The sequence below is a fragment of the Janthinobacterium aquaticum genome, assembly GCF_009208565.1.
In the GTDB taxonomy this organism is placed as follows: Bacteria; Pseudomonadota; Gammaproteobacteria; order Burkholderiales; family Burkholderiaceae_D; genus Janthinobacterium.
Map to the genome: position 1 here is coordinate 127,699 of NZ_WFLK01000005.1, position 13,103 is coordinate 140,801.

Annotated in this window: 10 protein-coding genes; 1 reads left to right on the plus strand and 9 read right to left on the minus strand. The window is 62.7% G+C overall.

Going from position 1 to position 13,103, the window contains the following annotated elements; all coding sequences use genetic code 11:
* Positions 1 to 76: 76 nt before the first annotated feature.
* The 6 genes from GCM43_RS10395 to GCM43_RS10420 all read right to left on the minus strand — a co-directional run bounded on the left by GCM43_RS10395 (position 77) and on the right by GCM43_RS10420 (position 8,370).
* Complete coding sequence (locus GCM43_RS10395; protein ID WP_152243920.1) at positions 77 to 2,158, minus strand: FUSC family protein; 2,082 nt, start codon at positions 2,156 to 2,158, stop codon at positions 77 to 79.
* Positions 2,159 to 2,246: 88 nt separating this feature from the next.
* Positions 2,247 to 3,098, minus strand: a complete 852-nt coding sequence (locus GCM43_RS10400) for a carbohydrate ABC transporter permease (protein WP_152243922.1) — start codon at positions 3,096 to 3,098, stop codon at positions 2,247 to 2,249.
* A 9-nt stretch (positions 3,099 to 3,107) separates the two neighbouring features.
* The gene (locus GCM43_RS10405; RefSeq protein WP_226929430.1) at positions 3,108 to 3,965 is read right to left on the minus strand and encodes a carbohydrate ABC transporter permease; all 858 of its coding nucleotides are present in this window, start codon (positions 3,963 to 3,965) and stop codon (positions 3,108 to 3,110) included.
* Positions 3,965 to 5,185 carry an ABC transporter substrate-binding protein gene (locus tag GCM43_RS10410; RefSeq protein WP_413770946.1) on the minus strand — a complete coding sequence of 407 codons (1,221 nt, stop codon included), beginning with the start codon at positions 5,183 to 5,185 and terminating at the stop codon, positions 3,965 to 3,967. The genes GCM43_RS10405 and GCM43_RS10410 overlap by 1 nt, the downstream gene beginning before the upstream one ends.
* 88 nt (positions 5,186 to 5,273) lie before the next feature.
* Positions 5,274 to 7,226: a beta-galactosidase gene (locus GCM43_RS10415; RefSeq protein WP_152243926.1), complete on the minus strand. Its 1,953-nt coding sequence runs from the start codon at positions 7,224 to 7,226 to the stop codon at positions 5,274 to 5,276.
* A gap of 4 nt (positions 7,227 to 7,230) precedes the next feature.
* Positions 7,231 to 8,370 carry an ABC transporter ATP-binding protein gene (locus GCM43_RS10420; RefSeq protein ID WP_152243928.1) on the minus strand — a complete coding sequence of 380 codons (1,140 nt, stop codon included), beginning with the start codon at positions 8,368 to 8,370 and terminating at the stop codon, positions 7,231 to 7,233.
* A 278-nt stretch (positions 8,371 to 8,648) separates the two neighbouring features.
* On the opposite strand from GCM43_RS10420, the gene GCM43_RS10425 reads away from it, so the two are divergent.
* The gene (locus GCM43_RS10425; RefSeq protein WP_152243930.1) at positions 8,649 to 9,683 is read left to right on the plus strand and encodes a LacI family DNA-binding transcriptional regulator; all 1,035 of its coding nucleotides are present in this window, start codon (positions 8,649 to 8,651) and stop codon (positions 9,681 to 9,683) included.
* A gap of 159 nt (positions 9,684 to 9,842) precedes the next feature.
* On the opposite strand, the gene dxs is transcribed toward GCM43_RS10425, so the two are convergent.
* Genes dxs through GCM43_RS10440 form a run of 3 tightly spaced genes read right to left on the minus strand, consistent with a single transcriptional unit; the run spans position 9,843 to position 12,868 of the window.
* Positions 9,843 to 11,714 carry a 1-deoxy-D-xylulose-5-phosphate synthase gene (gene dxs / locus GCM43_RS10430; RefSeq protein ID WP_152243932.1) on the minus strand — a complete coding sequence of 624 codons (1,872 nt, stop codon included), beginning with the start codon at positions 11,712 to 11,714 and terminating at the stop codon, positions 9,843 to 9,845.
* Positions 11,715 to 12,620 carry a polyprenyl synthetase family protein gene (locus GCM43_RS10435; RefSeq protein ID WP_152243934.1) on the minus strand — a complete coding sequence of 302 codons (906 nt, stop codon included), beginning with the start codon at positions 12,618 to 12,620 and terminating at the stop codon, positions 11,715 to 11,717.
* On the minus strand, positions 12,617 to 12,868 hold the full coding sequence (locus GCM43_RS10440; protein WP_152243936.1) for an exodeoxyribonuclease VII small subunit: 252 nt from the start codon (positions 12,866 to 12,868) through the stop codon (positions 12,617 to 12,619). Before GCM43_RS10440 ends, GCM43_RS10435 begins: the two co-directional genes overlap by 4 nt.
* Positions 12,869 to 13,103 lie beyond the last annotated feature (235 nt).

The following is a 13,103-nucleotide window of genomic DNA, read 5'->3' on the forward strand; positions in this document are numbered from 1 at the left end:
CCGAAATGATAGATAGTTGCATTTCCATTTGCAATGCCGAAGGCCATGTTTGTCAGCTTTTTTAACAGTGCTCAATTCATGCTTCGGCTGCGACCTGCCACAGCAGGCCATGCAAGGCCTGCAACTGCGCCACGGCATCGTGCTGCAGCGGCGTCAGGCCCTCTGGCGCGCAAGGCGGCAACGCTTTCGCGTCGGCGCCGTCGTGCAGCAAGGCTTCGATCTGCACCACCGCTTGCGCCAGCCACTGCTGCAGCGCCGGCGGCGCCGGCATGGCCAAAGGACTCAGGCTGATGCGCGCAGCGCTGCCGGCCACGCGCCGCAGCAGCGGCAGCAAGCGCATGGCGCGGTAGGCCAGGCCATGGCGTTCGAGCCGGCGTTCAATGCGCAGGCGCTGCAGCACCTGCTCGGCATTATTGCTGGCTAGTCCCGCCTCGCGGCGCACGCCGGCGATCGTGCGATCCCATTTGCCGCCGGCCGCCATCACGGCCAGCAAATACTGCAAATTGGCCGACACGGCCTGCGCCAGGCGCGGCCGCAGGTCGTCGGCCTCGCGGTCGGGCCACAGGAAAAAAGTGGCCAGCAGCGCCAGCAGGCAACCCAGCACATTGTTGCCCAGGCGGCTGATCGCATACATGGCCTCGTTCGCCGGCGCCGCGTAGTCGGCCACCAGCACAAAGGCCGGCGTCATGAACAGCACGTGCAGGCTGTAGCTGACGCGGCGCAGCGCCATGGTCGCCACGATCAGCGGAAACACGATCAGTGAAATGGCCAGCGGACTCTGGATCGCCAGCCCGATCAGCACCGCCAGCAGGGCGCCCAGCACGCTGCCGGTCACGCGCTCGATGCCGCGCGGCCAGGTGCTGGCCACCGACGGCTGCAGAATCAGCAACGTGGCCATGGTAGCCCAGTAGCCAAATGGAATCTGCAGCCAGGCCACCAGCGCAAAACCGGTGGTGGTGGCCAGCGCCACGCGCGCCGCATGGCGCCAGCCCAGCGACTGCACGGTGGCGTTGTTCTTGAGCGTCTGCCAGGCCTGCAGCAGGGTTTGCCTGGCAGCTTCGGGCCAAGGCAGCTCGACCATTGGGGCTGCGTCCAGTTCGATAGTGTCGACATGCAGGCGCAAGGGCAGCAGCGCGCCCAGCGCCGCCTCCAGCCGCCGGCCGCAGGCGGCCAGGCGCTGCTGCAGCACGGCAACTTCGCCCTCGCGCATATCGGCGCCGCCCGCCACGCGGCCAAAACGGCGCAGCAGCACCGCCATGGTGTCCAGACTGCGCCGCGCACGCGGCTGCGCATGCAGGCTCTGGCGTTCGTGCTCGCAGGTATGGGTGACGGCAATCAGGTAGGCAAACAGGCGCTCGGCGTCCGACAGCGCCAGCAGCAATTGCTCGTACTGATGATGGCGGGCGGCCTGCGACGGCGGCACGGCAGCGAGCGCCACGCGTCCGGCCTCCAGTGCGGCGCGGGCCCGTGCGCGATGCACGGCGCCATGGGCAACGCCCTCGCCTGTGGTACCGGCCAGCGGCGTGCGTGCCAGGAAGCGCGCATTGTCACGCGCAATGGCGGCCAGGCGCGCATAGGCGCTGCGCACGGCGCGCCGCGCCGGCAGCAGCGGATCGATGCGCCAGACGGTAAAGCTGAGCAGGGTGGCAAACAGACAGCCCGACAGGTAAATGCCGAGGAAAGACAGCGCCTGGCGCGCGTCATGCAAGGGATGCGTGACCATCACCACGCAGGCGGTGGCCGACAAAATAGCCACCAGGCCGGCCGCCGCGCCCCAGATACGCGCCAGCGCGCCCAGCCAGGAAAACAGCAGCACCGCCAGCGCCGCCGGCCAGATGCCCTGTGCGGCGGCCAGTGCCGAAACGCCGCCAGCGACGGTCGACGCTGCGGCAAAGCCCAGCATCGAGGCAAAGCGCATGCGCCGCGTGCCGGCCGCATCGGCCAGGCAGGTCCAGAAGGCGCCGATGGCGGCCCAGGAAAAATCGGGATGGTCAAACAGCCAGCCCAGCAGCAGCATGGCGGTGGCCGCGCTGGCCGCACGCAAGCCTTCGGACAGATTGGTTTCATCGACAGCCAGCACCGCCAGCCAGGCCGGACGGCGCTGTGCCCAGCGTTCGCTGGCACGCACTCTCATCTGCTGCAGTTGTTTCAGTTTCATGCGCCCCTTGCCGTCTCTGCGAATTGACCTGCAGATATTGTAAGGGGCGCAACGCCCGCCATGCAGCGGGGGGAACTACGTAGCGAACTTAACCCTTGGTCGCGCCAAAGGTCAGGCCGGCAACAAAATGCTTCTGCATCAGGAAAAACATGATCACCGATGGCAAGGCCGCCAGGATGGAGCCGGCCGAGACCAGATTCCAGGCCGTGGTCCACTGCCCTTTCAGGCCGGCCACGCCAACCGTGATCGGCGCCGCTTCGTCCCCTTGCGTCAGCACCAGCGCCCAGAAGTAGTCGTTCCACACAAACGTAAACACCAGGATGCCCAATGCGGCCAGCGCCGGCCGGATCAGCGGCAGGATCACTTTCGTGAAAATCGTCCACTCACCGGCGCCTTCAATGCGCGCCGCCTCGATCAGCTCGAACGGCAGCTGCTTGATGAAGTTGCGCAGGAACAGCGTGCAAAAGCCGGTCTGGAAAGCCACATGGAACAGGATCAGTCCCTGCACTGTGTTGAACACGCCAAACTCGAGCGACATATTGCGCACCGGGATCATCAGGATTTGCACCGGCACGAAGTTGCACGCTACAAAGGTCGCAAACAGCAAGATGTTGCCTTTGAACTTGTAGGTCGACAGGGCAAAGCCGGCCATGGCCGCCAGCGCAATCGAGCCGACCACCGAAGGCACGGTAATGAGGATGCTGTTCCAGAAATAATGCAGCATGGGCGAGGCAGTCAGCGCCTCGTGGTAATTGGCCCACAGCGACAGGTCTTTCGGCCAGCCCCAGTAATTGCCTTCCATCAGCTCTTCGGTCGAGCGCACCGACGTCACCAGTACGGCGATCATCGGCAGCAGCCACACCAGCAGCGCCAGCGGCAGGGACAGTTTGTAGAGGCCGCGATTGAACGGCTTCCACTTGGCAACGGGCATCGGATACATGGTTTCCCCTTATTTTTCGTTGCGCAGCATGCGCTTGAGGTGGTACACGATGTAGATCAGCATCAACCCGAACAACACCACGGCAACAGCTGCCGAATACCCCTGGCGGTAATACTTGATGGCCTGGTCATATGCGTAATAGGCCAGCACGGTCGAGCTTTCAAACGGACCGCCGCTGCTCATTACCGAAATCAGGTCAAAGCTGCGCAGCGCGCCGATAATCGTCACCACCACCGCCATGAAGGTACTGGGGCGCAGTTGCGGCAAGATGACGTACACCAGCATCTTCCAGCCTTTGGCGCCCTCCATGCGCGCCGCCTCCACCTGCTCGGAATTGATCGAGGTCAGGCCGGTCAGGTACAGGATCATGCAATACGCTGTTTGCGGCCACAGCGCGGCAAAGATAATGCCGTAGGTCACGTAGCGCGGGTCGCCCAGCACCGGCACGCCATGGCCGAGGATCAGCGCCAGCAGGCCAAAGGTCGGGTCGTAGAACCAGCTGAAGATCAGACCGACCACCACGCCCGAGAGCACGAACGGCGCAAAAAACAGCGACTTGACCAGCCGGATGCCGCGTACCTGCTGGTTCAGGTACAGCGCCACGGCCAACCCTGCCGGCGGCGCCAGCAGGAACAGCACCAGCCACAGGAAGTTGTTTTTCAGCGCAGTAAAAAACGTCTCCGCGTGGAACAGCTCGACATAGTTGGCCAGCCCGACGAAGCTCTTTTCCGCCAGACCATCCCATTCAAAAAAGCTCAGGTAGATCGTGGACAGGATCGGGTAGACGACGTACAGGCCAACCAGCAGGCAGGCCGGCGCCAGGAACAGGAAGGCGGCGCGATGCCGCTTGAACGCCGGCGAATTCATCACGATTTCTTGTAGATGCGTTTGCGGGCCTGTTCCAGCTGCGCCAGGATTTCATCGATGGCAGCCGGATTGTTGATGAATTTCTGCATGCCTTTCATGCCTTCATCAGCCATTTCCTTGGTCATGTCGCGGTCGTAGAACTGCGCAATGCCACCCTTGGTATTGGACAGGATCTCAAAACCGATGCGCGAGATCGGTTCTTCCGGCGGGGCCGATTTGCTGTTGGCCGGCAGCGAACCCAGGCCTTCGGCCAGCTTGGCGCTGATCGCGGGCGAGCCGGCAAAGGCCAGGAAGCGGCGCGCATCGACCTTGTTCTTGGCGCGGCTAGGAATATGCAGCGACTCGATCGGGCCTTCTTCGGCACCGACAATGGCAGGGTCGATAGTCGGGAACTGGAAGTAGCCCATCACCTGGGCCTGCTTGGCCGGGAAGCCCTTGGCAATGAAGGTGCCCATCAACATCATGGCAGCCTTGCCCTGGAACATGAACGGCTGGGCCGCGTCGAGGTCATACGACAGCGCATTGTCGATAAAGTATTTGCTGTCGAGCAGCGTCTTCCAGGTGGTGTAGACCTTTTTCACGCGCGCATCGGTGTACGGCACTTCGCCGCTCATCAGCTTTTGATGGAACTCGTAGCCGTTGATGCGCAGGTCCAGATAGTCGAACCAGCCAGCCAGGGTCCAGGCATCACGGCCACCGACGGTAAATGGCGTAATGCCGGCAGCCTTGAGCTTCTTGCTCGCGTCGAGCAGCTCGGCCCAGGTTTTCGGCTCGGCAGTGATGCCTGCTTTTTCAAACAGGTCCTTGCGGTAGAACATGCCCCACGAGTAGTACACGGTCGGCATTGCATACTGCTTGCCTTTGTAGGACGAGGCTTCCTTGCTCGAAGCAAAGGTTTCGTTCCAGTTGTTCTTGACCCAGTCGCCGCTCAGGTCTTCAAACAGGCCGCGGCTGGCGTAGTACGCCATGCGCTCGCCGTTGTGCCAGGTCACTACATCGGGCGCCGCCGACGACAGCCAGTTCGGCAGCTGGATCTTGTAGGCTTCTTCGTCGACAAACGCCACCTTCAGTTCCACATCGGGATTGGCCTTTTTGAATTCGTCGAGCGTCGATTGCCATACCGTGCGCTGGCTGGCACCCTTGTAGGCGATATTAATGGCCAGCGTGCCGGCCTGGGCGATACCACTGAGCATGACAGCGGAAGCCACTGCCGACAGCATTACAGTCTTGATCGTGCGTTTCATTTTGTCTCCTTGGTTTTTTATAAGGGAAGAGCCACTGCTACACAAAGTCGGATCTGCCGCCCGCTCACTGTTGATCCTCGAATACCGACACACCTTGCGGCGGCACCTGCTGCGCGCCGATCACGAAGCGTGCACCTGCCTGGGCTGGCGCCGCAGCGGGCGTATCGCCGTAATTGAATACATAAGTCAAACCGCCACGGCGGCTGATGCGCATGCTGTCGGCCAGGCGCAGTACCGTCAACCCCGCTTCCTGCGCCACTTCGGCAAAATAGTCGCGCATGAAGTCAGTATCGAACACGCTGGCCAGGTAATGAAACTGCTGGTGGCGCACGATGGCCGGATGGCCGTCATCGAAACTGGCGACCACCTTCGTGGCGCCCTGCACTTCAATCAGGTCGCGCCATTTTGTGGCCACGCCCTGCTGTGCGCCGCGCTGTACCGCTACTTCAGTGGTCGGACGCATCGAGTCGACACGCCAGACGCGCATCGGCAGTTGCGCTGTCAGTGGTCCCGGTGCCAGGTTGGCCGGTATGCTCAGTTCTACCGTTTTCGAGCCGCTGCGCGGACCGACAATCACGTGCGCACCGCTGTCGTGCAAACGCTGCACCAGTTCGCCGGACATCACCGGCAGCGGCGGCACCACGATCAGCGCGTAGCCGTCCAGCGCTGCCGACGCCGGAATCACGTCGACGTCAAAGCCCAGTGTGCGCAGGGCCGAGTAATAATCAAATACCAGCGGGCCATATTCAAAGTCGATACCCTGATGATGAATCTGGAACAGCCACTTGGCTTCGTAGTCGAAAATCAGCGCGACCTTGGTTGCCACCTTGGCGTCGGGCACGGCAATCGAGGCCAGCTCCTGCGCAACCTGGTGCGCTTCGCTGCCGCCGATATCGAGCACGTTGTCTGGCGTATTCAAGCCCGCGTGCATTTGCTCCTGTGCGAACGGGCACTGGCGCCAGCGGAAATACGACACGCAGCCGGCGCCGTGGGCAAACGCCTCCCAGCTCCACAGGCGCACCATGCCCGGCAGCGGCGCCGGATTCCATTTGGCCCAGTTGACCGGACCCGGTTGCTGCTCCATGACCCAGAACGGCTGCTTCGACATGCCGCGATACAGGTCGTGGTTGAACGAGGCAAAGTCAGGATGGCCGGTGCGCAGCCAGCGCGCTTTCACATCCGGTGCAAACCAGAATTCTTCCAGCGCGCCCAGCGGGTAGCTGTCCCAGGTAGCGGCGTCAAGGTCGGCGGCAACCGGATAGTGATCGAACTCGAAGAAGTTCTGCATGAAGTTATGCACCATCACGCGGCCCGGTGCATGGGCGCGCAGGATATCGACCTGCATGCGGTTGTAGCGCGCCACTTCGCTCGACGCGAATCGGTGGTAATCGAAGCGGTGCGCCGGATGCGCTTCGGTGACGGTACCGACCGGTGCGTCGATCTGGTCAAAGCTGGTGTATTCCATGCTCCAGAAGACCGTGCCCCAGGCCGTATTCAAGGCTTCGATGGTGGCGTAGCGCTCTTGCAGCCAGCCACGGAAACGCACTACCGCATCGTGCGAGTAGCTCAGTACCGTCTGGTGGCAGCCGTATTCATTGTCGGTCTGCCAGGCCGAGATGGCGGCGTGCTGGCCATAGCGCTCGGCCAGCAGGGTGACGATGCGCTGCGACGCCTCAAAATAGGCGGTCGACGAAAAATCGTAATGGCGGCGCGAGCCGAAACCACGCGTGCGGCCATCGGCACCGACCGGCAAAATATCGGGATGCTGGTCGATCAGCCACTTTGGCGGCGTGGCCGTCGGCGTCGACATCACCACCTGCAGGCCGGCAGCGCCCAGTACATCGATGGCACGATCAAGCCACTCCCACTGCAGCTTGCCTGGTTCAGGCTCGATGCGGCTCCAGGCGAATTCGCCGATGCGCACCTGTTCGATGCCGAGCGACTTCATGCGGCGGGCGTCGTCGGCCCACATCGATTCGGACCAATGTTCCGGGTAATAGCAAACTCCTAAACGCATGGCGTCACTCCTGAGGGGATGATTGAATGGGGGCAGGCACGGCGTTGCCGTCTTCCCTGAACAGATGGCAGTGCTGCGCCAGCATGCCCAGCGTCAGCTCGGCGCCGGCTTCGATGGCCACATTGCCGGGCGCCTTGGCCAGCAGCGACTCGCCACCAGGCTGCTCGAAATGCAGATAGGTCTGCTCACCCAAACGTTCGATCAGCATCACGCGGCGCGTCATGGCGTTGCCCGGCTGCGCAGACAGCAGCAGATGCTCAGGGCGGATGCCCACGCAAACGGCTTCGCCGTCGCGCAGCGTGCGGCCATCGGCCGCTACCGACAGCGTTTCACCCGTATGGTCGAGCGTCACGCGCACCATGTAGGCGCCAGCCGACGACACTTTGCCGGGCAGGAAATTCATTTGCGGCGAACCGATAAAACCGGCCACGAAGCGGCTGTTCGGGCGGTGATACAGTTCCAGCGGACTGCCGACCTGGGCGATGCTGCCCAGGCGCTGCACGTCAGGACCGGCGCGCAGCAGCACGATCTTGTCGGCCAGCGTCATCGCTTCAACCTGGTCATGCGTGACATACACCACGCTGGCGTCGGCAAACTGCTTGTGCAGGCGCGCGATCTCGATACGGGTCTGGCCGCGCAAGGTGGCGTCCAGGTTCGACAGCGGTTCATCGAACAGGAACACGCCAGGGCGGCGCACGATAGCGCGGCCGATCGCCACGCGCTGGCGCTGGCCACCCGACAACTGGCCAGGCTTGCGTTCGAGCAGCTCGTCCAGTTGCAGCACGCGCGCCGCTTCGCGCACGCGCCGGTCAAGTTCATCTTTGGGGGTTTTCGCCAGCTTCAGACCGAAGCCGATATTGTCATACACCGTCATGTGCGGGAACAGAGCATAGCTCTGGAACACCATCGCCACACCGCGGTCGGCCGGCGCCACATCGTTCATCAGCTTGCCGCCGATGCGCAGTTCGCCGCCGGTCACATCTTCCAGGCCGGCGATCATGCGCAGCAAGGTCGACTTGCCGCAGCCTGAGGGCCCGAGGAAAACACAAAATTCATGCTCGCCGATATCGAGGTCGACATTGCGGATCACCGCCGTCGCCCCGCCATACGACTTTTGCACCGCATTCAAGGTAATGCTTGCCATCTTTGTCTCCATCCAGCAGTAGGTTAAGCGCTTAACCTTCCTACTCAAAAAAAAGTGTCTGTCAGTCAGACACGGTTTTCCGGTGCGGTTTTTTTATTCTTGTAGCGCTTGCTTGACACGGAATATAACAAAGGATTTTTGCGCATGCAATCAATTCTTGTGATGCATTGCAGCATAGGCATTGCAGCATAGCTCGTGCCGTCAGGCTTCTGCCGGACGGCCATTGACAGGAGCACGCTAACGCTGTTGAATGCACGCATCTTCACCTGACCAGACCCATGACCACCCTTAGCCAAGTTGCCCAGCATGCCGGCGTTACCTCCGCCACCGTCTCGAACGTCCTGCGCCAGCGCGGCAAGGTTGGCGAGGAGACGCGCGCGCGTGTACTGGCGGCCGTCGAAGCGCTCGGTTATCGCCCCCACCTGACAGCGCGCGCGCTGGCCGAGGGCAGCGCGCCGACGCTGGCGCTGATGGTGGCCAGCATAGCCAACCCGTTTTATCCTGAATTTGCGCTGGCGGCCGAACAGGCGGCGCGCCAGCATGGCCGCTTTCTGATCGTCTGCAACACCAATGACGATCCCGATATCGGCCGCGCCTACCTCGACCAGATTGCCGGCACGCTATCCGATGGGGTGCTGGTGATGAATGCCAAGCTGCGCGTGGACGATCTGAAAATGACCCAGCGGCGCGGCGCACCGGTGGTGCTGGGCATGTGGGAAAAGCCGCATGAGCCGCCTGGCCTGCCGTGCGTGGCGGTCGACTTCCATCTGGCCGGTGCGCTGGCGGCGCGCCACCTGATCGCACTCGGGCATCGCAAGATTGGCATACTGTTTGGTGGTGGCGCCAGTTGCATCCACTCGGAGCGCGAACGCGGCTTTCACGATGCGCTGGCCGAACTGGGCCACAGCGACGCCGTGGTGCGCATCATGCATGTCCATGATTCGGTCGAAGGAGGCTTGAGCGCCGGCGCCGAGATGCTGGCCGACGGCCTGGTGACGGCCGTGTTTGCCACCAACGACCTGCCCGCGCTGGGCATGCTGCATGCGGCAGCCGACCTTGGCATCAAAGTGCCGCAGCAGCTGTCGGTAATCGGCATTACCGATATCCAGAGCGCGCGCCAGGCCCGCCCGGCCTTGACCACGGTGGCACTGCCAACCGAACAGGCCGCGGCCATGAGCATTGCACTGCTGCTTGAACTGATTGCCAACCCGAGCCTGGGCTCACCGATGCGCACGGCAGAAGCGCCACAGCTGGTGGTACGGGCGTCGACGGCGGTGGTGCCAAAACGCAGACTTAAGCGTAGGTCGGATTAGGCCCTTCGGGCCGTAATCCGACAACTGTGTTGGCACTGACTGTGGTGGTGTCGGATTACGCGGGGCTTTGCCCCGCCTGCGCGGCCCGGCTAATCCGACCTACGATCACGGCCAACGATCACGATCAACGGTCAACGATCAACGATGCACAACCCCGATTTACACCACGCTCAGGCGCGGCTCGGCTGCGTCCTGTGGAAAGCGCTGGCGGATCGAAGCGGCAATGCCGGCCGCATCGAGGCCCACGTTTTTCAGCAGCTGCACCGGGTCGCCATGGTCGATAAAGGTATCGGGCAGGCCCAGCATCAGGATCGGCTTGACCAGGCCTTCGGCAGCCAGCGCCTCGGCGACAGCCGAGCCGGCGCCACCCATGATGCTGCCCTCTTCCACCGTCACCAGGTAATCGTGATCGGCAGCGAGCTGCTTGAGCAGCGCCACGTCGAGCGGTTTGACAAAGCGCATATTGGCCACAGTCGCGCCCAGCTGTTCGCCGGCGGCCACGCTTGGCGCCACCATCGAGCCGAAGGCCAGAATGGCGACCTTCTTGCCCTGGCGCTTGACTTCGCCCTTGCCGATTTCAATCGTGTCGAGCTGCGGCTGTACGGCCACGCCGGCACCGGCGCCGCGCGGGTAGCGGATGGCCGCAGGACCGGGGTAGTAGTAACCGGTAGTGAGCATCTGGCGGCATTCGTTTTCATCCGAGGCAGCCATGATGACCATGTTCGGGATACAGCGCAAAAACGCCATGTCGTAGTTGCCCGCGTGGGTCGCGCCATCGGCGCCGACCAGACCGGCGCGGTCGAGCGCAAACGTCACATCGAGGTTTTGCAGCGCCACATCGTGGATCAATTGATCGTAGGCGCGCTGCAGAAAGGTCGAGTAGATCGCCACCACCGGTTTGAGGCCTTCGCAGGCCAGGCCGGCGCCAAAGGTCACCGCATGTTGCTCGGCAATGCCAACGTCAAAGTAGCGCTCGGGATACTGCTGCTCGAACTTGACCATGCCCGAGCCTTCGCGCATGGCCGGCGTAATGCCAACCAGGCGCTTGTCATGGGCCGCCATGTCGCACAGCCAGTTGCCGAACACTTCCGTGTAGGTCATCTTGGCGGGCGCCGTGGCCGGCTTGATGCCTTCGGCCGGGTTGAATTTGCCGGTGCCGTGGTACAGGATCGGCTCGTTCTCGGCCAGCTTGTAGCCCTGGCCTTTCTTGGTCACCACGTGCAGGAACTGCGGGCCCTTGAGCTGCTTGATGTTCTGCAGCGTCGGGATCAGCGAATCGAGGTCGTGGCCGTCGATCGGGCCGATATAGTTGAAACCGAACTCCTCGAACATGGTGGCCGGCACCACCATGCCCTTGGCGTGTTCTTCAAAGCGCTTGGCCAGTTCCAGCACCGGCGCCGGCAGCACCGACTTGCCGACGTTCTTGGCCGCCGCATAGAACTGGCCCGACATCAGCCGCGCCAGGTGGCGGTTCAGTGCGCCGACTGGCGGCGAAATCGACATGTCGTTGTCGTTCAGGATCACCAGCAGGTTCAGGTCTTCCTGCACGCCGGCGTTATTGAGCGCTTCAAAGGCCATGCCGGCCGTCATCGAACCGTCGCCGATCACGGCGATCGCATGCAGCGGGTCGCCCTTGATCTTGGCGGCCTGCGCCATGCCCAGCGCCGCGGAAATCGAGGTCGACGAATGGGCCGTGCCAAAGGTGTCGTATTCGCTTTCATCGCGCTTCGGAAAACCCGAAATGCCGCCCTGCTGGCGCAGCGTCGGCATGCGCTCGCGTCGCCCCGTCAGTATCTTGTGGGTATAGGTCTGGTGGCCTACATCCCACACGATGCGGTCGTGCGGTGTATTGAACACATAGTGCAGCGCCACGGTCAGCTCGACCGTGCCCAGGTTGGACGACAGATGGCCGCCCGTCTTGGAGACGGAATCGAGCAGAAAGCTGCGCAACTCCTGCGCCAGCGGCACCAGTTGCGAACGTGGAAGCTGGCGTACCTGTGCTGGCTCGTTGATGGTTTCTAACAGTTTCATTTATGCCTTCCGCTGCACAACCAGGTCTGCCAACTCGCGCAGGCGGCGTGCCTTGTCCCCGAATGGCGCCAGCGCCGCATGGGCGTCGCACCGCAATTGTTCTGCCAGGGCCTGCGATGGTTCCAGGCCCAGTATCGATACATACGTCGGCTTGTTGGCCGCCGCATCCTTGCCTGCCGTCTTGCCCAGCGTAGCCGAATCGGCCGTGGCGTCAAGCACGTCGTCGACCACCTGGAACGCCAGGCCGACCGCGCGCGCATAGGCGTTCAGCGCGGCCATCTCGCCAGGCTCCAGGTCCTTGCTGGCCAGCGCACCCAACACCACCGCCGCGCGTAGCAGGGCGCCGGTTTTGAGCTGGTGCATCTGCTCTAACTGCGCCAGCGTCAGCGGCAGGCCGACGCTGTCGAGGTCGATCGCCTGGCCGCCGCACATGCCGCTTGATCCTGATGCCTGCGCCAGCAGGCGCAGCATGGCCATCTGGCGCGCCGGGGGAATTGCCGCGCCTTCGGCCAGCAGCGTGAAGGCCTGCGATTGCAGCGCGTCACCCACCAGCAGCGCAGTGGCTTCATCATAGGCGATATGCACGGTGGGCTTGCCACGGCGTAAGGCATCGTCATCCATGCACGGCATGTCGTCATGCACCAGCGAATAGACGTGGATCATTTCCAGCGCACCGGCAGCGCGCGACACAGTGTCAGGATCGGCGTCAAACAGCTCGCCGGCGGCAAACACCAGCAAGGGGCGCACGCGCTTGCCGCCCCCCAGCAGCGCATAGCGCATGGCCGCATGCAGCTTGTGCGGCACCGTGTCGGCTGACGGCAGGAACTGGTCGAGTGCGCTTTCCACGCCGGCCTGGGTAGCCTGCATCCAGTCGCTGAAGGTCACGCCGTGATCGATGGCCGTCATTGTGCGGCCTCGCCGGCGTCGGAAAACGGTTTGAGCATGTCGCCTTCGAGCACCTTGACCTGCGCTTCGACACTGTCGAGCTGTGCGGCACAATACTTGACCAGCCCGGAGCCGCGCTGATAGGCGGCGACCGAGGCTTCCAGCGGCAACTGGCCAGCTTCCATTTGCGTTACCAGCTGCGCCAGTTCAGCCATGGCCTCTTCAAACGAGGCCGGCGCAGCGTCAGCAGCAGTTAATTTCTTAGACATAAACTCAGATCTTTTCGTGGCACGAGTGACTTGCCGGGAGACGCCAGGGCAGCCCCGGCCAGCACGGAAGCGTTATTTTAGAACAAACCACCAGCAGCGTGAAAACTAAAGCGCTTCTGCTGTGCTCAAAGCAAGGATTGACGGCCGTGAAGCTGCCGATTGTGATGAAATCGACCCCAATTGAACAAAATCGCATGATGTTGGCTCTATTTCGCCTGAATCTGGCGGTGCGATC